This is a genomic window from Klebsiella sp. KP20-425-1, from assembly GCF_025813515.1.
GTDB lineage: Bacteria > Pseudomonadota > Gammaproteobacteria > Enterobacterales > Enterobacteriaceae > Klebsiella > Klebsiella pneumoniae.
On the sequence record NZ_CP109614.1, the window covers coordinates 1,211,062 to 1,237,405 of the forward strand.

Here is a 26,344-nt window from a genome sequence, read left to right on the forward strand (position 1 = left end):
CCTGCGGGCGGCCGTTTTTTGTGTCATCGCTGCTGGCGCGAGATAAAAAAACGGCGGGCCGCAGCCCACCGTGATATTAATTCCTTCGCTCGCGCTACTCCGCGACGCTCTCGCGTAATGATTTCACCGGCATCACTTTCACCTGTTTGATCATGTTGTCCTGCACGTCGAGGATATCTATATCGTACTGCTCAATGCGCACGCGGGTGCCCGGGACCGGGATCTCTTCCAGCGCTTCGAGGATAATACCGTTGACGGTGCGCGCTTCATCTTCCGGCAGGTGCCAGTTAAACGCTTTGTTGATTTCGCGAACGTTGGCGCTGCCGTCGATAATCACCGTGCCGTCGTTAAGCGGGGTCACTTCCTCCGCCAGGGTGGGTGACATGGAGGTGGTGAAGTCGCCGACAATCTCTTCAAGAATATCTTCGACGGTGACCAGCCCCTGAATATCGCCGTATTCATCGACCACCAGACCGACTTTCTTTTTATTGCGCTGAAATTTCACCAGCTGGGTGCTGAGCGGCGTGCCTTCCGGCACAAAGTAGATCTCATCTGCCGCCCGCAGCATGATCTCTTTTGTGAACTCTTTCTTCTCCGTCATCAGACGGTAGGCTTCGCGAACGCGCAGCATGCTGATGGCATCGTCCAGCGAATCGCGGTAGAGCACGATGCGGCCATGCGGGGAGTGGGTCAGCTGGCGGACGATAGATTTCCAGTCATCATTGATGTCGATGCCGACAATCTCATTGCGCGGCACCATGATGTCGTTAACGCTGACCTTCTCCAGGTCCAGCACCGACAGCAGCATATCCTGATTGCGTCGTGAGATTTGTGAACGGGATTCATTCACAATCGTGCGCAGTTCATCTTTGCTCAGGGCGCTGCTGATGACGGTATCGGTGCGGATGCCCATCATGCGCATCAGTATGCGGGTGATGGTATTCAGCAGCCACACCAGCGGCATCATCAGCACCTGCAGGGGCGCCAACAGGAAGCTGCTGGGGTAGGCGACCTTTTCCGGATAGAGGGCGGCGATGGTCTTCGGCAGCACTTCGGCAAATACCAGCACCACAAAGGTAAGTACGCCGGTGGCGATCGCGACGCCGGCGTCGCCGTACAGGCGCATGCCGACGATGGTGCCCAGCGCCGAGGCGAGAATGTTGACAAGGTTATTGCCGATCAGCACAAGGCTAATCAGGCGGTCCGGCTTGCGCAGCAGCTTCTCCACGCGCTTGGCGGGGCGGTTGCCTTGTTTCGCCATGTGGCGCAACCGGTAGCGGTTCAGCGTCATCATGCCGGTTTCGGAACCGGAGAAATAGGCAGAGATAATCACCATGACGATCAGCGTTATGATCAGCGTGGTGGTGGAGATATGTTCCACGTAGGATTCCTTAAAAGACTTAGCTCACGAACTGCTGCAGCACGCGGCTACCAAAATAGGCCAGCGTCAGCAGACCGGCGCCAGCGACGCTGAACCAGACCACACGACGTCCGCGCCACCCTTCATGATAGTGCCCCCACAGCAGGACGATATAGACGAACCACGCAATAATCGACAGCACCGCTTTATCGATATTTTCGCTGCTGAACAGATTGTGCATGTAGAACAGGCCGCTGCACAGCGTCAGGGTCAGCAGCACCACGCCGACCTGGGTGATGTGGAACATTTTGCGCTCAATGCTCATCAGCGGCGGCATTTCGCTGCTGAAGGCCAGCTTTTTATTCTTGAGCTGGTAGTCGATCCACGCCAGCTGCAACGCATACAGCGCGGCAATGATCAGCGTGGCGTACGAGAAGAGCGACAGGCCGATATGCACCAGCATCCCCGGGGTGGTTTCCAGGTGGGTGATATATTCGTTAGGCACGAATGTGGCGAAGGCCAGGTTGATCAGCGCGAAGGCATAGACGATAGGCAGCAGCAGCCAGCCGCGATTGCGCGAGGCCACGATAGTCATCACCGTACAGATCATCAGGCTGACCAGCGACCCGACGTTCAGTAAGCTGAGATTTTGCCCGCTCTCGCCGCCGGGGAATATCCGTGCTTCCAGCGCAAAAGCATGGCAGATTAAGGCGATAGTCGCAGATAAAATCGCCATTCGCCGCCAGCTGCTGTTTTTTTGCAGCAAGCCGGGGATAATCAGCGCGAGGCTGACGGAGTAGGCGACAAGGGCGAGTAGAGCAAAAACAGGCATAGGTGTCGGCTGTTGGCTAAATAAGAAAGAGAAGCAGTATAACGTTAGCAGGCCTCTGCTCCAACCGTTGCAGCACATTCAGATTGATGTCGTGTTATACTCCGCCACATTCGTTTTGTGTGTCGCTGCGGCGACCGACCGTTTCCACCTCAGGCGAGAGACAATGTTTGATAATTTAACCGATCGTTTGTCGCGTACGCTGCGCAACATTAGCGGCCGCGGACGCCTTACAGAAGACAATATTAAAGACACCCTGCGCGAAGTGCGCATGGCGCTGCTGGAAGCGGACGTTGCGCTTCCGGTGGTCCGTGATTTCATCAGCCGCGTCAAAGAGAGCGCGGTCGGCCATGAAGTCAATAAAAGCCTGACCCCGGGTCAGGAGTTCGTCAAAATCGTCCGCAACGAGCTGGTGGCGGCGATGGGCGAAGAGAACCAGACGCTCGACCTGGCCGCGCAGCCGCCGGCCGTGGTGCTGATGGCTGGCCTGCAAGGTGCTGGTAAAACCACCAGCGTCGGTAAGCTGGGGAAATTCCTGCGCGAGAAGCACAAGAAGAAAGTGCTGGTCGTTTCCGCGGACGTTTACCGCCCGGCGGCGATCAAACAGCTGGAAACCCTGGCCGAGCAGGTCGGCGTCGATTTCTTCCCGTCTGATGTCGGGCAGAAGCCGGTTGATATCGTCAACGCGGCGCTGAAAGAAGCGAAACTCAAATTCTACGACGTGCTGCTGGTGGATACCGCCGGTCGTCTGCACGTTGACGAAGCGATGATGGACGAAATCAAGCACGTCCACGCCGCCATTAACCCGGTTGAAACCCTGTTCGTCGTCGATGCGATGACCGGTCAGGATGCGGCGAATACCGCGAAGGCCTTTAACGAAGCGCTGCCGCTGACCGGCGTGGTGCTGACCAAAGTGGACGGCGACGCCCGCGGCGGCGCGGCGCTGTCGATTCGCCATATTACCGGCAAGCCGATTAAATTCCTCGGCGTCGGCGAGAAAACCGAAGCGCTGGAGCCGTTCCATCCGGACCGCGTCGCTTCCCGTATCCTCGGCATGGGCGACGTGCTGTCGCTGATCGAAGATATCGAGAGCAAGGTTGACCGCGCGCAGGCCGAGAAGCTGGCCTCCAAGCTGAAGAAAGGCGACGGTTTCGACCTCACCGACTTCCTTGAGCAGCTGCGCCAGATGAAAAACATGGGCGGCATGGCCAGCCTGATGGGCAAGCTGCCGGGCATGGGGCAGATCCCGGACAACGTGAAAGCGCAGATGGACGACAAAGTGCTGGTGCGTATGGAAGCGATCATCAACTCGATGACCCTGAAAGAGCGCGCTAAGCCGGAAATCATCAAAGGTTCGCGTAAGCGCCGTATCGCCGCCGGCTGCGGCATGCAGGTGCAGGATGTGAACCGTCTGCTCAAGCAGTTCGACGACATGCAGCGCATGATGAAGAAGATGAAGTCGAAAGGCGGCATGATGAAGATGATGCGCGGGATGAAAGGGATGATGCCGCCAGGCTTCCCGGGTCGTTAAAAACAAGGGCATAAGGCTATCTTGTTTGCCATTTTAGCACCGGGGTGTGCTCGCCATCCTCACGTACTACCTGTACGTTACAGTGGTTGCGCACACGCTGGTACTAAACTGGCTGCACCGCCGACGGCCTTTTACAGCAGACTTATCAACTGCTGATTGCATTTTCCCCAGAAATCAGTAAAATTTTCGGGCTTTTAATATGACACCGGGCTCCGTTCCTCGATGGGGCCCGGTTGTTTTATTCACACAAGAGGATGTTATGGTAACTATTCGTTTAGCACGTCACGGCGCTAAAAAGCGTCCGTTCTACCAGGTTGTTGTCACCGACAGCCGTAATGCACGCAACGGTCGCTTCATCGAGCGCGTTGGTTTCTTCAACCCGATCGCTAACGGTGCGGAAGAAGAAACTCGCCTGGATCTGGATCGTATCGCTCACTGGGTTGGCCAGGGCGCTACTGTTTCCGATCGCGTTGCCGCGCTGATCAAAGCCGCTAACAAAGCAGCTTAATCTGTCACGGTGGTCATGATGAGCAAGCAACACACCGCGCAAGCACCTGTTGATCCGATCGTATTGGGGAAAATGGGTTCTTCCTACGGTATCCGTGGTTGGCTCAGAGTGTTTTCCTCCACCGAAGACGCCGAAAGCATTTTTGACTATCAGCCCTGGTTAATCCAGAAGGCGGGTCAGTGGCAGGTCGTTGAGCTGGAAAGCTGGCGCCACCACAATCAGGACATCATCATCAAGCTGAAAGGCGTTGACGATCGTGATGCCGCGAATCTACTGACTAATTGCGAAATTATCGTGGATTCATCGCAGTTGCCGGAGCTGGAAGAGGGTGACTACTACTGGAAAGACCTGATGGGCTGCCAGGTAGTTACGACGGAAGGCTATAGCCTCGGTAAAGTCATCGATATGATGGAAACCGGGTCGAATGACGTGCTCGTCATCAAGGCAAACCTGAAAGATGCATTTGGTATCAAGGAGCGGTTGGTTCCGTTCCTCGATGGGCAGGTTATCAAGAAAGTCGATCTCACTACGCGTACTATCGAAGTAGATTGGGATCCTGGTTTTTAAATTCTCCGGATAAACGGTAAAAGACGGCGCTATGTGGATTGGCATAATTAGCCTGTTTCCTGAAATGTTCCGCGCAATTACCGATTACGGGGTAACTGGCCGGGCAGTAAAAAATGGCCTGCTGAGCATCGAAAGCTGGAGTCCTCGCGACTTCACGCATGACCGGCACCGTACCGTGGACGATCGTCCTTACGGCGGCGGACCGGGGATGCTAATGATGGTGCAACCCTTACGGGATGCCATTCATGCAGCAAAAGCCGCGGCAGGTGAAGGCGCGAAGGTGATTTATCTGTCACCTCAGGGACGCAAGCTTGATCAAGCGGGCGTCAGCGAACTGGCAACGAATCAGAAACTGATTCTGGTGTGCGGTCGCTACGAAGGGATAGACGAGCGCGTAATCCAAACCGAAATTGACGAAGAATGGTCAATCGGCGATTACGTTCTCAGCGGTGGTGAGTTACCGGCAATGACGCTGATTGACTCCGTTTCCCGGTTCATTCCGGGAGTGCTGGGCCATGAAGCATCGGCAACGGAAGATTCCTTTGCTGATGGGTTGCTGGATTGCCCCCACTATACCCGTCCTGAAGTGTTAGAGGAGATGGAAGTACCGCCAGTATTGCTGTCGGGAAACCATGCTGAGATACGTCGCTGGCGTCTGAAGCAGTCGCTGGGCCGCACCTGGCTTAGAAGACCTGAACTTCTGGAAAACCTGGCTCTGACTGAAGAGCAAGCAAAGCTGCTGGCGGAGTTCAAAACTGAACACGCGCAACAGCAGCATAAACATGATGGGCAGGCGTGAGCCCCCAATATCAGTTTACCCAGGATAAGAGATTAAATTATGAGCAACATTATTAAGCAACTTGAACAAGAACAGATGAAGCAGGACGTACCTTCCTTCCGTCCGGGTGATACCGTGGAAGTGAAAGTATGGGTTGTTGAAGGTTCCAAAAAACGTCTGCAGGCATTCGAGGGCGTGGTTATCGCTATTCGTAACCGCGGTCTGCACTCTGCATTCACTGTTCGCAAAATTTCCAACGGCGAAGGCGTTGAGCGTGTCTTCCAGACTCACTCTCCGGTAGTTGACAGCATTGCTGTTAAACGTCGTGGTGCTGTACGTAAAGCTAAACTGTACTACCTGCGTGAGCGCACTGGTAAGTCTGCTCGTATCAAAGAGCGTCTTAACTAAGATTCGCTTTCGCGACATCCTGACAAAAAGGGCTGGCCTCAGGGCCGGCCCTTTTTTTATCTTTGTTGTAACCATCGTGATGTAAATCATTTACAATACGCCCTCTATACGGAGGGGCGGTGGTCAGCAACAGTTTTCAGCAAACGACACCTAAACGGCGAGCCGCCTGGCTGGCGCTGTTGGCGATCCTGCTGATCGTGGTGGCCCCCCTGATCTCCGTCTCCCTGCAAAAAGACCCCATGAGCGCCATGCCCGGCATGCACCACGCCACGATGATGGATAGCTCGTCCGCGAGCATGGCGCAGATGCCCGGGCACAAGATGGCAATGATGCACAGCACAGACGGCGCTACGCATACCGGACACGAAATGCCGCTGGACCATGCCGAAGCGTGTGGCTATTGCGTGCTGTTAGCCCATGTCCCGGGGCTCCTTTTCGCGCTGGCGCTGTTCGTCGCCATGCTCCTGCGGCGCATTCGCCTGCCGGTTTCTCGCCCGGTATTAAAGCACTGGCACTACTTTCCCTGGCTCTACCCCGAAACCCGCGCCCCGCCGCGGCTGTCTGCTTTTTCCCTTTAATAAAAATCAATCTGCGCACCGCGCAACGACCTCTTTTGCTTTAAAAAAGGAAAAGTATGACAACCTGCACCTCGCGCGCGGCATGGCTGAACCTGCTGCGTCGCCTCCATTTCTATATTGGTCTGTTTATCGGACCGTTTATCTTTGTCGCTGCCCTGACCGGTACGTTGTACGTGGCGACGCCGCAGCTGGAAAACTGGCTCTATCACGACGCGCTGCATGGCCTTGCCGAGGGGACTCCGCAGCCGCTCAGCGCCCAGATTGCGGTGGCCGAAGAAGCGACCCAGGGCAATCTGCGGCTGCTGGCGGTGCGTCCGGCGCCTGCGTTGGGCGAGACCACGCGCATTATGTTTGCCGATCCGGGTCTCGGAGAGTCGGAATCCCGGGCTATTTTTGTCGATCCGATCGCGCTGCGGGTGAAGGGCGATATGACGGTCTACGGCACCAGCGGCATCCTGCCGCTGCGCCAGTGGATTGATTATGCGCATCGCTCTCTGCTGCTGGGCGACAGCGGGAGGTTATACAGCGAACTGGCCGCCTCCTGGATGTGGGTGGCCGCGCTCGGAGGCATTGCCCTGTGGGCGATGACGCGTCCAAAACGGCGGCTGAATAACGCCCTGCAGAACCATCGTCGGCTGCACGTGACGCTGGGCTGGGGCTTACTGGTGGGTATGCTGCTCTTCTCCGCCACCGGCCTGACCTGGTCGCAATGGGCCGGCGGCAATGTGGACAAAATGCGGGCAGCGTTCGGCTGGCTGACGCCGCAGGTCAATACCCAGCTGCATGGCGAGATGCCGATGACGCACGATCCCCACGCCGGACATCATATGGATGCGTTGGCCATGGCCCAGCATCAGCCGGCGCTGCAGCTGGCCCAGTTTGACCAGGCGCTGGCGGCGGCCCGTCAGGCGGGGCTGAACGCCAGCCGGCTGGAGATCCGTCCGCCAGTGTCAGACGACCGCGCCTGGACGGTGAATGAGATCGACCGTCGCTGGCCGACGCAGGTGGACGCGGTGGCGATCGATGGCGCCACGATGCAGGTGGTGGATCGCACGCGTTTTGCCGACTTTCCGCTGATGGCGAAGCTCACCCGCTGGGGCGTCGATTTCCATATGGGGATCCTCTTTGGTCTGGCGAATCAGCTGCTGCTGGTGGGATTTGGCTGCGCGCTGTGCGTTACCATCGGGGTGGGGTACCGGTTATGGTGGATCCGCCGTCCGCCTCAGGCGGCCTGGGATCCGGCGCATTCGCTGCTGCAGGCGTGGCTGTCGCTCGCCCGGCCTGCCCGAAGCCTGGTGCTTGGGCTGGCGTTTGCCCTTGGATTGGCCATGCCGTTAATGGGAGCCAGCCTGCTGCTGTTCATTGCCGTTGACTACCTGCGCTGGCGCGCGGCAACGGCAATGAGGATGATGAAGTCCAGCGACTAAGCGAAGATTTACGGCGTGCTGATGACCACCGTTACCCGGCGGTTTTCGGCGCGCCCGGCCGCCGTGTCGTTGCTGGCGATCGGGTATTTTTTGCCAAGGCCGCGGGTGACTAAATTACTGCGTGGGACATGAGCGCCTTCCGCCCAGGCATCGGCCACGCTGTTGGCCCGCTTAAGCGACAGGGCTTCATTGTAGCTATCTTCACCATAATTATCGGTATGGCCTTCAAGGCGGCTATGGGTGATCCCGGTAGCCGCCAGCCGCGAGGCCATCGTGGTGATCTGCTGGCGGCTGTCGGGACGTAGTCGGTAGTCATTCTTGTCAAACAGGATGCTATCGGATAAGCCCAGGGACCAATCGCCATTGCTTTCAGTGAAGCCGTAAGATTTCATCGCCGCCACCTGCTCCGGGGTAAATTTTCCCTGAGGAGCCTGGCAACCTGTCAAAAGCGCCGCCGCCATCAGGGCGGGGACGAAATATTTTCTGATCATAATGAGTCCTTTATTATTTCAGCGTCTGCTGGATACGTTGGTTTTTCATCCGATACATATTCTGATCGGCAAGTTCTTGCAGTGATTCCGCGGTGGCGTGCTCCCACGCCAGGGCATAACCGACGCTCAGCGAGAGCGTGGCGCTATGACCGTTGTGCAGGTTGAATGGCGGAAGAAATTGTTCCGTTAGCGCCTGGCACAGGGCCTGCACTTCTGCTTCCGAGCGCACCTCGCGCAGCAGAACGGCAAACTCATCGCCGCCAAGACGCCACGCCAGATGGCGTTTACCGGCAAAAGTCATCAGGCGGCTGGCGACCTCCATCAGCACTTTATCGCCCGCCGCATGCCCCCAGTTGTCGTTAATCAGTTTGAAATTATCGCCATCAAGAAACAGCAATGCCGAGGTTTGATGATCGACTTCATTCTGCATCAGCTCGGCGAGCGCGTTACGAAAGGCGGCGCGGTTAGCCAGGCCGGTCAACGGATCGTGTAACGAACTGCGCAACAGCTGCGCGTTTTTGGCCTGCAGCTGGCGCTGCCAGTCCTCCATTTCCCCCAGCAGGCTGTTAAAGTCCTGGGCGAAAAGATGGAACTCCTCGATACGCTCCTCCGGCACCCGCCGGGAGAAGTGGCGGTTTTCACGTATATCATGCACGACCTCAGTGATGCTCTGCAGGGCGGCGACGATCCCCCGGTGTAGGGAGTGGGTCAGCAGCAGGGCGATGAACGAGGCGAGCAGAATGCTGCCGGTCAGCACCAGAATCGAGATACCGAGAAAGTGGCTAATCAGTTCATCAAGCGCGGTCAATCTCAGCTCGCCGATTTGTTTGCCCTGGTGCCAGATGGGCTGCACCGTGGGCTCCGGAAACAGCCATTTACTGATAAGCCCGCTCACTTGCTCTTTATTGGCCAGCGGTTCATGGCGCCACGCGGCGAAGTGCTGCATCTGGCCGTTTAGCACGATTGCCTGGGAGATCTGCCCTTGCTTGCCCAACGACGCGAGGGTCTCCTCTGCCGCCGCGCTGTCGCCAAACACCAGGGCGGCTTCGAGGCTGCGCCCCATGGTCGCGGCAGTGAGCTCAAGATTTTTCTGCGCGTACTGCTTGAGCGTGAAGATTGAGGCTGTACTCAGCAGCAGCCAGACCAGCGTCATGGAGATCACCACGCTTATCACGCTAATGCGACGGAGCGCGCGTTTGAAAGTCGGGCGCGGAGTCTGTGAAAAGTCCTTATTCATGTGGTTTCTTCCGGGCAAGCATCAGGACGTCCGGGTTAACCCGAACCCCGCTGTGCGTCAGAACGTCCAGATTAACGGAGAAGCGGACCCGGTCGTCATTGATGATCAGGCAAAACGCGCTACCAATTGAACAATCCGTATTTTGTTCTGCGATGAGTAACAGCGGCCTCGGGCCATAGCGGCGAGTGAGTTCTGACTGTTCAGTCGGCGATTCGCTGCCAAAATAAAAACCATCGCAGGTCGTTTTTAACGCTTCTTCACGATTACGTACTATCACCGGTTGATAGGGTAATGCATCCGGATCTTCATGAGCCAGGCTATGGGTGAAGCGTGATGAGGCAAAAATGCACAGCTTTGGCGCTCCTGTTAATGACGGCCAACGGGTGTAGGTCACGATCCCGGAAACAATAGCGCGAACATGTTCTGAAGGTCCGGCAGCAAAAACAGGAGATACCGCGATGAGAAAAAATACAGTCAATAAAAGACGGTGTAATACTGTCATTAACGCTTCCGTCAAAGTCGCCATAGCGCGGGAAAAGCCGCTGCCGATGCCCGGCGAAGAATACCACTGTTAATAAAACCCGTCATTAGATGCGCCCTTTGCTTTGGGACAATTCTCACCAGGATTTTTCGTAGTACCGATACCGTGGGTGCGCAAGTTTGGCTTGTTTTTTCTATGTGTAAATATTGTTATACGCATCGCGCCATTGTGAGTGGCAATTAATTCGTTTGTGTAAATTAAAATTTACGGAATATGGATTGAATTCTTTACTTTGTGTGGTATCGTTACGTCATGCCCTCTGAGGCAACCCTTATCGCAAACGAGCTACACAGGATCGCAATCATGCAAAAAGACGCGCTGAACAACGTACATATTACCGACGAACATGTATTAATGACCCCGGAGCAACTGAAGGCGGAATTCCCGCTGAGCGTCGAGCAGGAAGCGCAGATCGCGCACGCCCGTCAGACCATTTCGGATATCATCGCCGGTCGCGATCCGCGCCTGCTGGTGGTATGTGGTCCTTGCTCCATTCACGATCCGGAAGCTGCGATTGAATATGCTCGTCGGTTTAAAGCCCTTGCCGCAGAGGTCAGCGATAGCCTCTACCTGGTGATGCGCGTCTATTTTGAAAAACCCCGTACCACCGTCGGCTGGAAGGGGCTGATTAACGATCCGCACATGGATGGTTCGTTTGATGTTGAAGGCGGCCTGAAGATTGCGCGTCGTCTGCTGGTCGAGCTCGTCAATATGGGACTGCCGCTGGCGACGGAAGCGCTGGATCCCAACAGCCCGCAGTACCTCGGGGATCTGTTCAGCTGGTCCGCTATCGGCGCGCGTACCACGGAATCACAAACGCACCGCGAAATGGCCTCTGGCCTGTCGATGCCGGTCGGCTTTAAAAACGGTACCGACGGTAGCCTGGCCACGGCCATCAACGCCATGCGCGCCGCGGCGATGCCGCACCGTTTCGTCGGCATCAACCAGGCCGGGCAGGTCTGCCTGCTGCAAACGCAGGGTAATCCGAACGGCCATGTGATCCTCCGCGGCGGCAAGGCGCCGAACTACGGTCCGGAAGATGTGGCGAAATGCGAAAAAGAGATGGCGCAGGCGGGACTGAAGCCGTCGCTGATGGTAGATTGCAGTCATGGGAACTCCAATAAAGATTTCCGCCGCCAGCCGGCCGTGGCTGAATCCGTGGTCGCGCAGATCAAAGATGGCAACCGCTCCATTATCGGCCTGATGATCGAAAGTAATATCCACGAAGGCAATCAGTCCTCTGAACAGCCGCGTGAGGCGATGAAATACGGCGTCTCGGTGACGGATGCCTGCATCAGCTGGGAGACTACCGAGGCGCTGCTGCGTGAACTGGATAAGGATCTCCGCGGCCACCTGGCGGCCCGTTTGGTTTAAGAGGAAAGTATGGTTGCTGAACTGACCGCGTTACGCGATCAAATTGATGAAGTGGATAAAGCGTTGCTTAGCCTGCTGGCTAAGCGTCTGGAGCTGGTGGCCGAAGTCGGCGAGGTGAAGAGCCAGTATGGCCTGCCGATTTACGTCCCGGAGCGCGAGTCGGCGATGCTCGCCTCCCGACGTAAAGAGGCGGCTGCGCTCGGCGTACCACCGGATCTGATCGAGGATGTTCTGCGTCGCGTGATGCGGGAATCCTATTCCAGCGAAAACGACAAAGGCTTCAAAACCCTGCAGCCGAATCTGCGGCCGGTGGTCATCGTCGGCGGCGGTGGGCAGATGGGGCGTCTGTTTGAGAAGATGTTAACGCTGTCCGGCTACCAGGTGCGTATTCTGGAAAAAAACGATTGGGCCCGGGCGGCGGATATCGTCGCCGATGCCGGCATGGTTATCGTCAGCGTACCGATTCACACCACCGTGGAGACGATCGCCAGGCTGCCGCCCCTTCCGGCGGATTGCATTCTGGTTGACCTTGCCTCGGTGAAAGCGGAGCCGCTGCAGGCGATGCTGGCGGCGCATCAGGGCCCGGTTCTTGGCCTGCACCCGATGTTCGGTCCGGACAGCGGCAGCCTGGCGAAGCAGGTGGTGGTCTATTGTGATGGCCGCCAGCCGGAGGCCTATCAGTGGTTCCTCGAACAAATTCAGGTTTGGGGCGCGCGGCTGCACCGCATCAGCGCCGTTGAGCACGATCAGAACATGGCCTTTATTCAGGCGCTGCGCCACTTTGCCACCTTCGCCTATGGCCTGCATCTGGCGGAAGAGAATGTACGTCTTGAGCAACTGCTGGCGCTCTCGTCACCCATTTACCGACTGGAGCTGGCGATGGTAGGCCGTCTGTTTGCCCAGGATCCGCAGCTGTACGCCGATATTATTATGTCATCGGAAAACAACCTGGCGCTGATTAAGCGCTACTACCAGCGTTTCGGCGAAGCGATCGGCCTGCTGGAGCAGGGCGATAAGCAGGCGTTTATCGACAGCTTCCGTAAAGTCGAACACTGGTTTGGCGATTACGCTCAGCGTTTCCAGAGCGAGAGCCGCACGCTGCTGCGTCAGGCGAACGATAATCGGCAGTAAAGCGAAAAAGATGTATACAATAAAGCCAGCGACCGCTGGCTTTTTTTATAGGGATGACAACGATGGCTGAACCACAACCGCTGTTTGACTACACCGGATACCTGCCGGAATGCCCAACCTGGAGCGAGGCAGAACAGGCCCTCTACTGGGCTGATATCATGGAATGTGAAATTCACCGCTACGATATCCGCAGCGGAGAACACCAGGTGCTGCAGTTTCCGGAGGAGGTCGGCTGTTTTGCCCTGCGCGAGAAGGGCGGGTTTATCGTTGCATTGCGCAGCGGCATCTGGCTGACCGACGCCCACGGCCTGCTGCGGCGGAAAGTCTGCGATAACCCGAGCAACCCGGAGCTGGCGCGGTTTAACGACGGCGGGACCGATCGCGATGGGCGCTTTTATGCCGGTACCTTCTGGGGGCCTGGGGATTACAACGGCGCGCTGCTGATGCGAGTGGATAACGACCTGCAGCCGAAAGTGATCCAGTGTGACATCCATGGCGCCAATGGCCTGGCCTTTAGCGCCGACCGGCGCTGGATGTATACCTCTGATACGCCGAACGCCGTGATCTACCGTACGCCGCTGGATGAGCAGGGTGAGCCTGGCCGACGCGAAGTCTTTCGCCGTTTTCAGCCTGGCGAAGGGATCCCTGACGGGGCGGCGATCGACGTGGAGGGATGTTACTGGAGCGCAATGTTTGACGGCTGGCGGATCGCCCGTTTCTCGCCGCTGGGCGAGGAGCTGGAATCCTACCCGATGCCGGTTCGTTGCCCGACGATGGTCTGCTTCGGCGGGGCGGATATGAAAACGCTCTATATCACCACCACCCGGGAAAACATGGAGGACGATGAGCTGGCGCAGTATCCGCTGTCAGGCGCCATCTTCACCCTGCCGGTAGCGGTGGCAGGGATGAAGAAATTACCGTTCCGCGAATGTTAAACCGGATCCACCGGGACCACGTTTTCGCTAGGGTAGCAGCCGAGGACCTTCATGGAGCGGGTGATATCCGCCAGCTCCTTCAGCGCCTTGCGCATGGGCAGCGAATCCAGGTTGGCCTGAATATCGAGATAAAACATCTCTTCCCAGGGATTGCCGTGGATCGGGCGGGATTCCAGTTTGGTCATGATCAGATTGTGGTTGCGCAGCACCAGCAGGGCTTCCACCAGGGCGCCCGCCTGCTGACCGGTCGCCATTAACAGCGTGGTCTTGGCCGGCACCTGATCGGAGACGTTCACCGCTTTGCGCGCCAGGACGAGGAAGCGCGTGATGTTCTGCGTCTGGTTGGCCTGGCAGTGCTCCAGCACCTGCAGACCATACAGAGCGCCGCCCGCTTCGCTACCCAGGGCCGCGACGGCCGGGGAGTTCGCCTGCGCCACTTTTTCCATTGCCGCCGAGGTGCTCTCGGTATACTCAATCTTCCAGTGCGGGTAGCGGCTCAGGTACTGGCTGCACTGCTGGAACGGCTGCGGATGGCTGTAAACGGTCTGAATTTTATCGGCATCCGTCGAGGTGCTCACCAGTACGCAATGATCGATAGGGATCGTCAGCTCGCCAACGATCGACAGGCTGGTGTGCTGCAGCAGATCGTAGACGTCGTTGATCCCGCCGGAGCTGGTGTTTTCAATCGGCACCACCGCGTAATCGGCTTGGCCGGTTTCTACCTGATTAAAAATATCGGCGAACTTCGCGCAGCCGCTCTCAATAAACTGCTCAAAGTGGCGAGCGGCGTACTGACGCGCCGCCAGATGCGAGTAAGAGCCCTTGGGACCGAGGAACGCCACGCGGGCCGAATGCGGGTTAATTTTATTCAGATGCTGCTGCAGCAGGGTTTGCTGGGTAAGAACAGAGTCTTCGATAATCAGCTGGAACAGGCGGGTGATATAGTGCGCATCCAGATTATGGCGCTTGCCGATAGTCATCAGGCGCTCCAGCAGATCGCGTTCGCGGTCAATATCACGCACCGGACGATGGGAGGCCAGTTTGGCTTTTCCAACCTCAACAGCCAGTCCGCGGCGCTCCGCCAGCAGAGCAAGCAGCTTCTCGTCCAGGGCGCTTATCTTATCGCGCAGCGCCAGTAATGGGTTTTCCTCGGTCATAGATGTTGCCTTTGTTGTTATCAAATAAAAAAGGCCTCCCGGGTGGGAGGCCTTATTGTTCGTCTTCGCATTCTTTCTTATACGACGAATTGCCTCCCGGTCAGGGGAAGGTAAAAAAGAATGCGAAGAAGAACGGGACAAGTTTCATGGTAAATTCCTTTAGGTAGTGGGGATTACAGTACCTGTACTGTTTTCACTCTGTCAATAAAAAACGCGCCCGAAGGCGCGTGGCATGACACAACTTAAGTTAAGGATTACTCTTCTTCTTCCACAAAGCCAGCCTCTTTCACCGACGTCGCGGCGCGGCGGGCTTCCCCTTTGTGTTGCACTTTATTGAGCTGCCGTTCCAGCTTGTTGATCAATTCGTTAATGGCGGCGTACATATCTTCATGACGCGCACTGGCAACCAGATGGCCGTTTGGCGTGTTGATGGTTGCATCAGCGATAAAACCCTGCGGCTCCTTAGACAGAATGATGTGCGGGTTGATTAAATGAGTTTGCCACTTATCCAGTTTGGCGAGACGGTCTGCGACATGCTGGCGGATTGCCGGAGTAATTTCCATTTGTTTACTGGTAATGTTCATTGTCATAAATTTTACCTCTTGTCTTTCCCGTCTTGGTGAATCCAGCATACCTTTCCCAATGTCAAAATGTGTGATCTAAATCACATTTAATTGTCACTTTTTGTCAACAAATTCATTTTGTGAGACAGGGCAGGAAGAAGTGAGATTTTACTTGTCGAACCCGATAAAGCAGGCCATATTTGATGAGTTAACCCGGCGCTAAACCGCTTCAGCTCGTCGGGAAACGTATAAAAAAACGGCAGCCAGTGGCTGCCGTTTGCGATCGATGAGTCAGGCTCAGGTGTTCTTGCTGTTCGCGGCGATAATCTTCGCGACTTTGTCCGCCTGAGCGTTCATTTGCATCTGACGATAGGCGTTTTCCATCTTCGGCAGGGCGTCGCGGGTGGCCTGGGTATCCGGATAATTACGCATCATCCCTTCCACACGGTTAACCACGGCAACCCATGCGCCACGATCGGTGTAGTAATCCACGACCGACAGCTCATATTTGGCCAGACGATCTTTCAGGAACACCATGCGTTTATAGGCGTCAGTGGCGTACTGGCTGTTCGGATAACCACGCACCAGTTTGGAGAAGTCATTGAAGGCATCGCGCGCGTGCTGCGGATCGCGGTCGGAGCGATCAACGCCGAAGAAGCCCTGCAGGGCGCTGTCATCCAGGGCCATGTTGGTCAGGCCGCGCATATAGATGACATAGTCGATGTTCGGATGGGTGGGGTTCAAACGCATGAAGCGATCGATAGCCGCCTGAGCCAGAGGAAGATCGGCGTTTTTATAATACGCATAAATCAGATCCAGCTGTACCTGTTGGGAATAAGGGCCGAATGGATAACGATTATCCAATGCTTCCAGTTGCGTTATCGCCTGTTTCCAGTTACCGTCCTGCAGTTTTTGCTGGGCGGTCGCGTAGATTTCATTCGGCGGATTATCAGGCACCTCTTCCTTAGAGCCGGAGCAACCCACCAAAGCCAGGCTCAGTGTGGCGGCTGCCACCAGGTATTTCATGCGCGTCATGACGTTTTGACTTCCTCAAAATGTTTATGCGGGAGAATCTCTGTTCCTGCTCCCGATTAAGACCAGCTACAATAGCACACTATATTAAACGGCAAAGCCGTAAAACCCAACGTTAAACGAAGAAGCTGTATATGGCACAACGAGTACAACTCACCGCAACGGTGACCGAAAATCAACTCGGTCAACGCTTAGATCAGGCTTTGGCCGAATTGTTCCCTGATTATTCGCGATCGCGGATAAAAGAATGGATCCTCGACCAACGCGTATTAGTCAATGGCACCATTGGCGATAAGCCGAAAGAAAAAGTGCTGGGGGGAGAGCACATCGCTATCGATGTCGAAATCGAAGAAGAGGCGCGCTTCCAGCCGCAGGATATTCCGCTCAATATCGTTTACGAAGATGATGACATCCTCGTGATTAACAAACCGCGCGATCTGGTTGTGCATCCTGGCGCGGGCAACCCTGACGGTACTGTGCTGAATGCGCTGCTGCACTACTATCCGCCGATTGCCGATGTGCCGCGCGCGGGGATCGTGCACCGTCTGGATAAAGACACCACCGGTCTGATGGTGGTGGCGAAAACCATTCCGGCACAAACCCGGCTGGTGGAGTCGCTGCAGCTGCGCGAGATCACTCGCGAGTATGAAGCGGTGGCCATCGGCCACATGACTTCCGGTGGCACAGTGGAAGAGCCGATCAGTCGTCATCCGACAAAACGTACCCATATGGCGGTGCATCCGATGGGCAAACCGGCGGTGACCCACTACCGGATTATGGAACATTTCCGCATCCATACGCGCCTGCGCCTGCGCCTGGAAACCGGTCGTACGCATCAGATCCGTGTGCATATGTCGCATATCACCCATCCGCTGGTGGGTGACCAGGTGTATGGCGGCCGGCCGCGTCCGCCGAAGGGCGCGTCGGAGGAGTTCATCACCGCGCTGCGTAAATTCGACCGTCAGGCGCTGCACGCCACCATGTTGCGTCTGTATCACCCGATCACCGGCATTGAAATGGAGTGGCATGCGCCCATCCCACAGGATATGGTCGAGCTCATCGAGGCGATGCGTGCCGATTTTGAAGCCCATAAGGACGATATTGACTGGTTATGACTAAACTGATTGTACCGCAGTGGCCGATGCCCCGCAGCGTGGCGGCCTGTAGTTCGACCCGCATTGGCGGCGTGAGTCTGCCGCCCTATGACTCGCTCAACCTGGGCGCCCATTGCGGAGACAATCTGCAGCATGTTGAAGAAAACCGGCGGCGGATGTTTGCCGCCGGTGGCTTGCCGTCTTACCCGGTTTGGCTGGAGCAGGTTCATGGCACCGATGTTCTGACGCTGGACGGCGGACCCTATCCATCGAAACGCGCAGATGCTTCTTATAGTCGTACGCCAGGCACCGTCTGTGCGGTGATGACCGCCGACTGCCTGCCGGTCCTGTTCTGTAACCGCGACGGCACCGAAGTCGCCGCGGCGCATGCGGGATGGCGCGGCTTATGCGAAGGGGTTCTGGAAGAGACGGTTGCCCGTTTCGCCGATAAAGCCGAAAACATGATGGCGTGGCTGGGCCCTGCCATTGGTCCGCAGGCATTTGAGGTGGGGCCGGAAGTCCGGGATGCCTTTATGGCGAAAGACGAGAACGCGCACCGGGCTTTTCGTCCGGCAGGCGAGAAATATTTTGCTGATATCTATCAACTGGCTCGGCAGCGTCTGGCAAACGTCGGCGTTGAGCAGATTTTCGGCGGCGATCGCTGCACGCTAAGCGAAAAGGATGATTTTTTCTCTTACCGGCGCGACAAGACCACCGGTCGTATGGCAAGTTTCATTTGGCTGATATAACCTAGAGAATCAAGACGATCCAGAAGGCAAACTTATTTTTCGCATAGTTCAGGTCTTTAACCTTGAATAATTGAGGGATGACCTCATTTAATCTCCAGTAGCAAATTTGACCTGTTTATGGGAGGAGTTATGCGTCTGGATCGTCTTACCAATAAATTCCAGCTTGCTCTTGCCGATGCCCAGTCACTCGCACTCGGGCACGACAACCAATTCATCGAACCTCTTCATTTAATGAGCGCCTTACTGAATCAGGAAGGGGGATCGGTACGTCCTTTATTAACCTCGGCGGGCGTCAATGCCGGGAAACTACGCACTGACATCGAGCAGGCCTTGAGCCGTTTACCGCAGGTGGAAGGCACCGGCGGCGATGTACAACCTTCTCAGGATTTAGTGCGGATCCTGAACCTTTGCGACAAGCTGGCGCAAAAGAAAAAGGACAACTTTATTTCGTCGGAACTGTTCGTTCTGGCGGCGCTTGAATCGCGCGGTACGCTGACCGACCTTTTAAAATCCGCCGGAGCAACAACCGCCAACGTGACTCAGGCGATTGAACAAATGCGCGGAGGTGAAAGCGTGAACGATCAGGGTGCCGAAGACCAACGTCAGGCATTGAAGAAATTTACCGTCGATCTGACCGAGCGAGCCGAGCAGGGCAAGCTGGATCCGGTGATCGGCCGTGATGAAGAGATTCGCCGTACCATCCAGGTACTGCAGCGTCGTACCAAAAACAACCCGGTACTGATTGGTGAACCCGGGGTGGGTAAAACGGCAATCGTCGAAGGACTGGCGCAGCGTATCGTCAACGGCGAAGTACCAGAAGGGTTGAAAGGCCGTCGGGTATTGGCGCTGGATATGGGGGCGCTGGTGGCCGGGGCGAAATACCGCGGTGAGTTTGAAGAGCGTCTGAAAGGCGTGCTGACTGACCTGTCAAAACAGGAAGGCAACGTCATTCTGTTTATCGACGAACTGCATACCATGGTGGGCGCTGGTAAAGCCGACGGCGCGATGGATGCGGGTAACATGCTGAAGCCGGCGCTGGCGCGTGGTGAACTGCACTGCGTCGGGGCGACAACGCTTGATGAATACCGTCAGTACATCGAAAAAGACGCCGCGCTGGAACGTCGCTTCCAGAAAGTGTTCGTCGCCGAGCCGACGGTAGAAGATACCATCGCTATTCTGCGTGGCCTGAAAGAACGTTACGAGCTGCACCACCACGTGCAGATCACTGACCCGGCGATTGTCGCGGCGGCGACCTTGTCGCATCGCTATATTGCCGACCGTCAGCTGCCGGATAAAGCCATCGACCTTATCGATGAGGCGGCGTCCAGCATTCGTATGCAGATCGACTCCAAGCCGGAAGAGCTGGACCGTCTCGATAGACGTATTATCCAGCTGAAACTGGAACAGCAGGCGCTGAAGAAAGAGTCTGATGAAGCGAGCCTGAAACGTCTCGATATGCTCAACGAGGAGCTGGCGGATAAAGAACGGCAGTACTCGGTGCTGGAAGAAGAGTGGAAAGCGGAAAAAGCCTCTCTCTCCGGCACCCAGACTATTAAAGCCGAGCTGGAACAGGCGAAAATCGCTATCGAACAGGCGCGTCGCGTCGGCGATCTGGCGCGGATGTCCGAGCTGCAGTACGGCAAAATTCCGGAACTGGAGAAACAGCTGGCGGCTGCCACTCAGTCCGAAGGGAAAACCATGCGTCTGCTGCGTAATAAAGTGACGGATGCTGAGATCGCCGAAGTGCTGGCCCGCTGGACCGGTATCCCTGTCTCCCGGATGATGGAAAGCGAGCGCGACAAACTGCTGCGTATGGAGCAGGAGCTGCATCATCGGGTGATTGGCCAGGATGAGGCGGTTGAAGCGGTATCGAACGCCATTCGCCGTAGCCGCGCTGGGCTATCCGATCCGAACCGGCCGATTGGTTCGTTCCTGTTCCTCGGTCCAACCGGGGTCGGTAAAACCGAGCTGTGTAAAACGCTGGCTAACTTTATGTTCGACAGCGACGACGCGATGGTGCGTATCGATATGTCCGAGTTTATGGAGAAACACTCCGTCTCGCGTCTGGTCGGTGCGCCTCCGGGATACGTCGGCTATGAAGAGGGCGGTTACCTGACCGAGGCGGTGCGTCGTCGTCCTTATTCCGTCATTCTGCTGGATGAAGTGGAAAAAGCGCACCCGGATGTGTTCAACATTCTGCTGCAGGTACTCGACGACGGGCGTCTGACCGACGGGCAGGGGAGAACGGTCGACTTCCGTAATACGGTGGTCATCATGACCTCGAACCTCGGTTCCGATCTGATTCAGGAACGGTTTGGCGAACTGGACTACGGTCATATGAAGGATCTGGTACTGGGAGTGGTAAGCCAGAACTTCCGTCCGGAGTTTATTAACCGTATCGACGAAGTGGTGGTCTTCCATCCTCTGGGTGAGAAACACATTGCTTCTATTGCCCAGATCCAGCTGCAGCGTTTGTATAAACGCCTGGAAGAGCGTGGGTATGAAGTGCGGATGTCCGATGAGGCGCTGAAGTTGCTGAGCGCCAACGGTTACGATCCGGTATACGGCGCGCGGCCACTGAAACGCGCTATTCAGCAGCAGATTGAGAACCCGTTAGCCCAGCAGATCCTTTCCGGTGAGCTGGTTCCGGGGAAAGCTGTCGAGCTGGTGGTGAAAGACGACCGTATTGTGGCAGTGCAGTAAATCACAAAACGACAAAAACGGGCCCAACGGGCTCGTTTTTGTTTAAAAACCAGGCAAGAATTAAAGCTCAACACCTGGTTTGGTTGAAAAGTGAGCGGTTGAATTCTTTTTTTGAATTTATCCTTGTCACTTCAGAATTACTCCCTATAATGCGCCTCCACTGACACGGAACAACGGCAAACAAGCCGCCGGGTCAGGAGGATTCAACGACGGAAATCGACGTTGAAAGCCGACAGAGAAAAGCAAAATAAGCGCTTGACTCTGAATGAGGAAAACGTATTATACGGGACCTCGCGACAGAGCGCTAAAGCGCGTCGCAACTGCTCTTTAACAATTTATCAGACAATCTGTGTGGGCACTCAAAGTGACATGGATTCTTAACGTCCTCGGACGAAAAATGAATACCAAGTCTCTGAGTGAACATACGTAATTCATTACGAAGTTTAATTCACGAGCATCAAACTTAAATTGAAGAGTTTGATCATGGCTCAGATTGAACGCTGGCGGCAGGCCTAACACATGCAAGTCGAGCGGTAGCACAGAGAGCTTGCTCTCGGGTGACGAGCGGCGGACGGGTGAGTAATGTCTGGGAAACTGCCTGATGGAGGGGGATAACTACTGGAAACGGTAGCTAATACCGCATAACGTCGCAAGACCAAAGTGGGGGACCTTCGGGCCTCATGCCATCAGATGTGCCCAGATGGGATTAGCTAGTAGGTGGGGTAACGGCTCACCTAGGCGACGATCCCTAGCTGGTCTGAGAGGATGACCAGCCACACTGGAACTGAGACACGGTCCAGACTCCTACGGGAGGCAGCAGTGGGGAATATTGCACAATGGGCGCAAGCCTGATGCAGCCATGCCGCGTGTGTGAAGAAGGCCTTCGGGTTGTAAAGCACTTTCAGCGGGGAGGAAGGCGTTAAGGTTAATAACCTTGGCGATTGACGTTACCCGCAGAAGAAGCACCGGCTAACTCCGTGCCAGCAGCCGCGGTAATACGGAGGGTGCAAGCGTTAATCGGAATTACTGGGCGTAAAGCGCACGCAGGCGGTCTGTCAAGTCGGATGTGAAATCCCCGGGCTCAACCTGGGAACTGCATTCGAAACTGGCAGGCTAGAGTCTTGTAGAGGGGGGTAGAATTCCAGGTGTAGCGGTGAAATGCGTAGAGATCTGGAGGAATACCGGTGGCGAAGGCGGCCCCCTGGACAAAGACTGACGCTCAGGTGCGAAAGCGTGGGGAGCAAACAGGATTAGATACCCTGGTAGTCCACGCCGTAAACGATGTCGATTTGGAGGTTGTGCCCTTGAGGCGTGGCTTCCGGAGCTAACGCGTTAAATCGACCGCCTGGGGAGTACGGCCGCAAGGTTAAAACTCAAATGAATTGACGGGGGCCCGCACAAGCGGTGGAGCATGTGGTTTAATTCGATGCAACGCGAAGAACCTTACCTGGTCTTGACATCCACAGAACTTTCCAGAGATGGATTGGTGCCTTCGGGAACTGTGAGACAGGTGCTGCATGGCTGTCGTCAGCTCGTGTTGTGAAATGTTGGGTTAAGTCCCGCAACGAGCGCAACCCTTATCCTTTGTTGCCAGCGGTTCGGCCGGGAACTCAAAGGAGACTGCCAGTGATAAACTGGAGGAAGGTGGGGATGACGTCAAGTCATCATGGCCCTTACGACCAGGGCTACACACGTGCTACAATGGCATATACAAAGAGAAGCGACCTCGCGAGAGCAAGCGGACCTCATAAAGTATGTCGTAGTCCGGATTGGAGTCTGCAACTCGACTCCATGAAGTCGGAATCGCTAGTAATCGTAGATCAGAATGCTACGGTGAATACGTTCCCGGGCCTTGTACACACCGCCCGTCACACCATGGGAGTGGGTTGCAAAAGAAGTAGGTAGCTTAACCTTCGGGAGGGCGCTTACCACTTTGTGATTCATGACTGGGGTGAAGTCGTAACAAGGTAACCGTAGGGGAACCTGCGGTTGGATCACCTCCTTACCTTAAAGAACCTGCCTTTGTAGTGCTCACACAGATTGTCTGATGAAAGTAAAGAAGCAAGGCGTCTTGCGATTGAGACTTCAGTGTCCCCTTCGTCTAGAGGCCCAGGACACCGCCCTTTCACGGCGGTAACAGGGGTTCGAATCCCCTAGGGGACGCCACTTGCTGGTTCGTGAGTGAAAGACGCGTGCCGATGTATCTCAAAACTCATCTTCGGGTGATGTTTGAGATATTTGCTCTTTAAAAATCTGGATCAAGCTGAAAATTGAAACGACACATCTTTAATGGTGTGTTCGAGTCTCTCAAATTTTCGCGACACGATGGTGTTTTACGAAACATCTTCGGGTTGTGAGGTTAAGCGACTAAGCGTACACGGTGGATGCCCTGGCAGTCAGAGGCGATGAAGGACGTGCTAATCTGCGAAAAGCGTCGGTAAGGTGATATGAACCGTTATAACCGGCGATGTCCGAATGGGGAAACCCAGTGCAATTCGTTGCACTATCGTTAACTGAATACATAGGTTAACGAGGCGAACCGGGGGAACTGAAACATCTAAGTACCCCGAGGAAAAGAAATCAACCGAGATTCCCCCAGTAGCGGCGAGCGAACGGGGAGCAGCCCAGAGTCTGAATCAGCTTGTGTGTTAGTGGAACGGTCTGGAAAGTCCGACGGTACAGGGTGATAGTCCCGTACACCAAAATGCACAGGCTGTGAACTCGAAGAGTAGGGCGGGACACGTGGTATCCTGTCTGAATATGGGGGGACCATCCTCCAAGGCTAAATACTCCTGACTGACCGATAGTGAACCAGTACCGTGAGGGAAAGGCGAAAAGAACCCCGGCGAGGGGAGTGAAAAAGAACCTGAAACCGTGTACGTACAAGCAGTGGGAGCACCTTCGGGTGTGACTGCGTACCTTTTGTATAATGGGTCAGCGACTTATATTCTGTAGCAAGGTTAACCGTATAGGGGAGCCGCAGGGAAACCGAGTCTTAACTGGGCGTTAAGTTGCAGGGTATAGACCCGAAACCCGGTGATCTAGCCATGGGCAGGTTGAAGGTTGGGTAACACTAACTGGAGGACCGAACCGACTAATGTTGAAAAATTAGCGGATGACTTGTGGCTGGGGGTGAAAGGCCAATCAAACCGGGAGATAGCTGGTTCTCCCCGAAAGCTATTTAGGTAGCGCCTCGTGAATTCATCTTCGGGGGTAGAGCACTGTTTCGGCTAGGGGGTCATCCCGACTTACCAACCCGATGCAAACTACGAATACCGAAGAATGTTATCACGGGAGACACACGGCGGGTGCTAACGTCCGTCGTGAAGAGGGAAACAACCCAGACCGCCAGCTAAGGTCCCAAAGTCATGGTTAAGTGGGAAACGATGTGGGAAGGCACAGACAGCCAGGATGTTGGCTTAGAAGCAGCCATCATTTAAAGAAAGCGTAATAGCTCACTGGTCGAGTCGGCCTGCGCGGAAGATGTAACGGGGCTAAACCATGCACCGAAGCTGCGGCAGCGACACTATGTGTTGTTGGGTAGGGGAGCGTTCTGTAAGCCTGCGAAGGTGACCTGTGAGGGTTGCTGGAGGTATCAGAAGTGCGAATGCTGACATAAGTAACGATAAAGCGGGTGAAAAGCCCGCTCGCCGGAAGACCAAGGGTTCCTGTCCAACGTTAATCGGGGCAGGGTGAGTCGACCCCTAAGGCGAGGCCGAAAGGCGTAGTCGATGGGAAACAGGTTAATATTCCTGTACTTGGTGTTACTGCGAAGGGGGGACGGAGAAGGCTATGTTAGCCGGGCGACGGTTGTCCCGGTTTAAGCATGTAGGCTGGTTATCCAGGCAAATCCGGATAATCAAGGCTGAGGTGTGATGACGAGGCACTACGGTGCTGAAGTAACAAATGCCCTGCTTCCAGGAAAAGCCTCTAAGCATCAGGTAACATCAAATCGTACCCCAAACCGACACAGGTGGTCAGGTAGAGAATACCAAGGCGCTTGAGAGAACTCGGGTGAAGGAACTAGGCAAAATGGTGCCGTAACTTCGGGAGAAGGCACGCTGGTGTGTAGGTGAAGTCCCTGCGGATGGAGCTGAGACCAGTCGAAGATACCAGCTGGCTGCAACTGTTTATTAAAAACACAGCACTGTGCAAACACGAAAGTGGACGTATACGGTGTGACGCCTGCCCGGTGCCGGAAGGTTAATTGATGGGGTTATCCGTAAGGAGAAGCTCTTGATCGAAGCCCCGGTAAACGGCGGCCGTAACTATAACGGTCCTAAGGTAGCGAAATTCCTTGTCGGGTAAGTTCCGACCTGCACGAATGGCGTAATGATGGCCAGGCTGTCTCCACCCGAGACTCAGTGAAATTGAACTCGCTGTGAAGATGCAGTGTACCCGCGGCAAGACGGAAAGACCCCGTGAACCTTTACTATAGCTTGACACTGAACATTGAGCCTTGATGTGTAGGATAGGTGGGAGGCTTTGAAGCGTGGACGCCAGTCTGCGTGGAGCCAACCTTGAAATACCACCCTTTAATGTTTGATGTTCTAACGTTGGCCCCTTACCGGGGTTGCGGACAGTGTCTGGTGGGTAGTTTGACTGGGGCGGTCTCCTCCCAAAGCGTAACGGAGGAGCACGAAGGTTAGCTAATCCTGGTCGGACATCAGGAGGTTAGTGCAATGGCATAAGCTAGCTTGACTGCGAGCGTGACGGCGCGAGCAGGTGCGAAAGCAGGTCATAGTGATCCGGTGGTTCTGAATGGAAGGGCCATCGCTCAACGGATAAAAGGTACTCCGGGGATAACAGGCTGATACCGCCCAAGAGTTCATATCGACGGCGGTGTTTGGCACCTCGATGTCGGCTCATCACATCCTGGGGCTGAAGTAGGTCCCAAGGGTATGGCTGTTCGCCATTTAAAGTGGTACGCGAGCTGGGTTTAGAACGTCGTGAGACAGTTCGGTCCCTATCTGCCGTGGGCGCTGGAGAATTGAGGGGGGCTGCTCCTAGTACGAGAGGACCGGAGTGGACGCATCACTGGTGTTCGGGTTGTCATGCCAATGGCACTGCCCGGTAGCTAAATGCGGAAGAGATAAGTGCTGAAAGCATCTAAGCACGAAACTTGCCCCGAGATGAGTTCTCCCTGAGACTTTAAGTCTCCTGAAGGAACGTTGAAGACGACGACGTTGATAGGCCGGGTGTGTAAGCGCAGCGATGCGTTGAGCTAACCGGTACTAATGAACCGTGAGGCTTAACCTTACAACGCCGAAGATGTTTTGGCGGATTGAGAGAATTTTCAGCTTAGATTCAGAGTTGAGTACGCAATATAAAGAATTGCATACTGAGCACAA

At 55.5% G+C, this 26,344-nt stretch carries 22 protein-coding genes, 1 tRNA gene, 2 rRNA genes and 1 other annotated feature; of the genes, 16 read left to right on the top strand and 9 right to left on the bottom strand.

All coding sequences use genetic code 11. The features are described 5' to 3' along the window. Window positions 1-94: 94 nt before the first annotated feature. Entirely contained in the window at window positions 95-1,381 is a 1,287-nt protein-coding gene (locus tag OHJ17_RS06040; protein ID WP_004149392.1) for an HlyC/CorC family transporter, read from the bottom strand. Between the two features lie 19 nt (window positions 1,382-1,400). After that, window positions 1,401-2,192 (bottom strand): cytochrome C assembly family protein, encoded by a 792-nt coding sequence (locus OHJ17_RS06045; RefSeq protein ID WP_002914153.1) that lies wholly within the window; start codon window positions 2,190-2,192, stop codon window positions 1,401-1,403. 163 nt (window positions 2,193-2,355) lie between these two features. Here OHJ17_RS06045 and ffh point away from each other — a divergent pair, with 163 nt between their 5' ends. The 7 genes from ffh to OHJ17_RS06080 all read left to right on the top strand — a co-directional run bounded on the left by ffh (window position 2,356) and on the right by OHJ17_RS06080 (window position 7,986). Continuing rightward, window positions 2,356-3,720, top strand: a complete 1,365-nt coding sequence (gene ffh, locus OHJ17_RS06050; RefSeq protein ID WP_002914152.1) for a signal recognition particle protein — start codon at window positions 2,356-2,358, stop codon at window positions 3,718-3,720. A 259-nt stretch (window positions 3,721-3,979) separates the two neighbouring features. Then, window positions 3,980-4,228, top strand: a complete 249-nt coding sequence (rpsP, locus tag OHJ17_RS06055) for a 30S ribosomal protein S16 (protein ID WP_002914149.1) — start codon at window positions 3,980-3,982, stop codon at window positions 4,226-4,228. A gap of 18 nt (window positions 4,229-4,246) precedes the next feature. Beyond that, window positions 4,247-4,795, top strand: a complete 549-nt coding sequence (gene rimM / locus OHJ17_RS06060) for a ribosome maturation factor RimM (RefSeq protein WP_004150977.1) — start codon at window positions 4,247-4,249, stop codon at window positions 4,793-4,795. Between the two features lie 31 nt (window positions 4,796-4,826). Next, on the top strand, window positions 4,827-5,594 hold the full coding sequence (trmD, locus tag OHJ17_RS06065; RefSeq protein WP_002914147.1) for a tRNA (guanosine(37)-N1)-methyltransferase TrmD: 768 nt from the start codon (window positions 4,827-4,829) through the stop codon (window positions 5,592-5,594). Between the two features lie 39 nt (window positions 5,595-5,633). After that, window positions 5,634-5,981 (top strand): 50S ribosomal protein L19, encoded by a 348-nt coding sequence (rplS, locus tag OHJ17_RS06070; protein ID WP_002914145.1) that lies wholly within the window; start codon window positions 5,634-5,636, stop codon window positions 5,979-5,981. Window positions 5,982-6,100: 119 nt separating this feature from the next. After that, window positions 6,101-6,559, top strand: a complete 459-nt coding sequence (locus OHJ17_RS06075; protein WP_032433448.1) for a DUF2946 domain-containing protein — start codon at window positions 6,101-6,103, stop codon at window positions 6,557-6,559. Window positions 6,560-6,615: 56 nt separating this feature from the next. Beyond that, the gene (locus OHJ17_RS06080) at window positions 6,616-7,986 is read left to right on the top strand and encodes a PepSY-associated TM helix domain-containing protein (protein ID WP_032433447.1); all 1,371 of its coding nucleotides are present in this window, start codon (window positions 6,616-6,618) and stop codon (window positions 7,984-7,986) included. An 8-nt stretch (window positions 7,987-7,994) separates the two neighbouring features. Here OHJ17_RS06080 and OHJ17_RS06085 read toward each other — a convergent pair whose 3' ends face one another. From OHJ17_RS06085 to OHJ17_RS06095, 3 genes are read right to left on the bottom strand one after another with little or no spacing between them, the layout of a single operon-like run. Further along, complete coding sequence (locus OHJ17_RS06085; protein ID WP_004145671.1) at window positions 7,995-8,477, bottom strand: OmpA family protein; 483 nt, start codon at window positions 8,475-8,477, stop codon at window positions 7,995-7,997. Between the two features lie 13 nt (window positions 8,478-8,490). After that, complete coding sequence (gene dgcN, locus OHJ17_RS06090; RefSeq protein ID WP_002914116.1) at window positions 8,491-9,714, bottom strand: diguanylate cyclase DgcN/YfiN; 1,224 nt, start codon at window positions 9,712-9,714, stop codon at window positions 8,491-8,493. Further along, on the bottom strand, window positions 9,707-10,216 hold the full coding sequence (locus tag OHJ17_RS06095) for a regulatory sequestration protein YfiR (protein WP_004174804.1): 510 nt from the start codon (window positions 10,214-10,216) through the stop codon (window positions 9,707-9,709). The genes dgcN and OHJ17_RS06095 overlap by 8 nt, the downstream gene beginning before the upstream one ends. 342 nt (window positions 10,217-10,558) lie before the next feature. Between OHJ17_RS06095 and aroF the strand changes: the two genes are divergently transcribed. The 3 genes from aroF to OHJ17_RS06110 all read left to right on the top strand — a co-directional run bounded on the left by aroF (window position 10,559) and on the right by OHJ17_RS06110 (window position 13,695). After that, a complete protein-coding gene (aroF, locus tag OHJ17_RS06100) occupies window positions 10,559-11,629 on the top strand; it encodes a 3-deoxy-7-phosphoheptulonate synthase AroF (RefSeq protein ID WP_002914114.1) in 1,071 nt (356 codons plus the stop codon). Window positions 11,630-11,638: 9 nt separating this feature from the next. Next, window positions 11,639-12,760, top strand: a complete 1,122-nt coding sequence (gene tyrA, locus OHJ17_RS06105) for a bifunctional chorismate mutase/prephenate dehydrogenase (protein ID WP_032433445.1) — start codon at window positions 11,639-11,641, stop codon at window positions 12,758-12,760. Between the two features lie 62 nt (window positions 12,761-12,822). Beyond that, entirely contained in the window at window positions 12,823-13,695 is an 873-nt protein-coding gene (locus OHJ17_RS06110; protein WP_002914112.1) for an SMP-30/gluconolactonase/LRE family protein, read from the top strand. Here the strand turns inward: OHJ17_RS06110 and pheA are convergent. The 4 genes from pheA to bamD form a co-directional block, all read right to left on the bottom strand. Further along, window positions 13,692-14,852, bottom strand: a complete 1,161-nt coding sequence (gene pheA / locus OHJ17_RS06115) for a bifunctional chorismate mutase/prephenate dehydratase (RefSeq protein ID WP_004150975.1) — start codon at window positions 14,850-14,852, stop codon at window positions 13,692-13,694. The genes OHJ17_RS06110 and pheA overlap by 4 nt on opposite strands. Window positions 14,853-14,876: 24 nt before the next feature. Further along, window positions 14,877-15,001 (bottom strand) — a sequence feature (Phe leader region). Next, window positions 14,953-15,000, bottom strand: coding sequence for a pheA operon leader peptide PheL (gene pheL, locus OHJ17_RS06120; RefSeq protein ID WP_100250063.1), 48 nt, complete (start codon window positions 14,998-15,000; stop codon window positions 14,953-14,955). Its footprint overlaps the feature before it by 48 nt. 105 nt (window positions 15,002-15,106) lie before the next feature. Then, window positions 15,107-15,442: a ribosome-associated translation inhibitor RaiA gene (gene raiA, locus OHJ17_RS06125; protein ID WP_002914111.1), complete on the bottom strand. Its 336-nt coding sequence runs from the start codon at window positions 15,440-15,442 to the stop codon at window positions 15,107-15,109. 270 nt (window positions 15,443-15,712) lie between these two features. After that, window positions 15,713-16,450 (bottom strand): outer membrane protein assembly factor BamD, encoded by a 738-nt coding sequence (gene bamD, locus OHJ17_RS06130; protein ID WP_004145664.1) that lies wholly within the window; start codon window positions 16,448-16,450, stop codon window positions 15,713-15,715. Between the two features lie 131 nt (window positions 16,451-16,581). On the opposite strand from bamD, the gene rluD reads away from it, so the two are divergent. The 6 genes from rluD (at window position 16,582) to OHJ17_RS06160 (ending at window position 26,252) form a co-directional block, all read left to right on the top strand. Beyond that, entirely contained in the window at window positions 16,582-17,562 is a 981-nt protein-coding gene (gene rluD, locus OHJ17_RS06135) for a 23S rRNA pseudouridine(1911/1915/1917) synthase RluD (RefSeq protein WP_032433442.1), read from the top strand. Then, window positions 17,559-18,290, top strand: a complete 732-nt coding sequence (yfiH, locus tag OHJ17_RS06140; RefSeq protein WP_008806081.1) for a purine nucleoside phosphorylase YfiH — start codon at window positions 17,559-17,561, stop codon at window positions 18,288-18,290. Before rluD ends, yfiH begins: the two co-directional genes overlap by 4 nt. 129 nt (window positions 18,291-18,419) lie before the next feature. Beyond that, the gene (gene clpB, locus OHJ17_RS06145; protein WP_008806080.1) at window positions 18,420-20,993 is read left to right on the top strand and encodes an ATP-dependent chaperone ClpB; all 2,574 of its coding nucleotides are present in this window, start codon (window positions 18,420-18,422) and stop codon (window positions 20,991-20,993) included. Window positions 20,994-21,458: 465 nt separating this feature from the next. Then, a 16S ribosomal RNA gene (locus OHJ17_RS06150) occupies window positions 21,459-22,998 on the top strand. An 85-nt stretch (window positions 22,999-23,083) separates the two neighbouring features. Continuing rightward, a tRNA-Glu gene (locus OHJ17_RS06155) sits at window positions 23,084-23,159 on the top strand. A gap of 191 nt (window positions 23,160-23,350) precedes the next feature. Beyond that, window positions 23,351-26,252: ribosomal RNA gene (locus tag OHJ17_RS06160) — 23S ribosomal RNA — on the top strand. Together the 16S and 23S rRNA genes with 1 tRNA gene alongside form the textbook arrangement of a ribosomal RNA operon. Window positions 26,253-26,344: the final 92 nt, after the last annotated feature.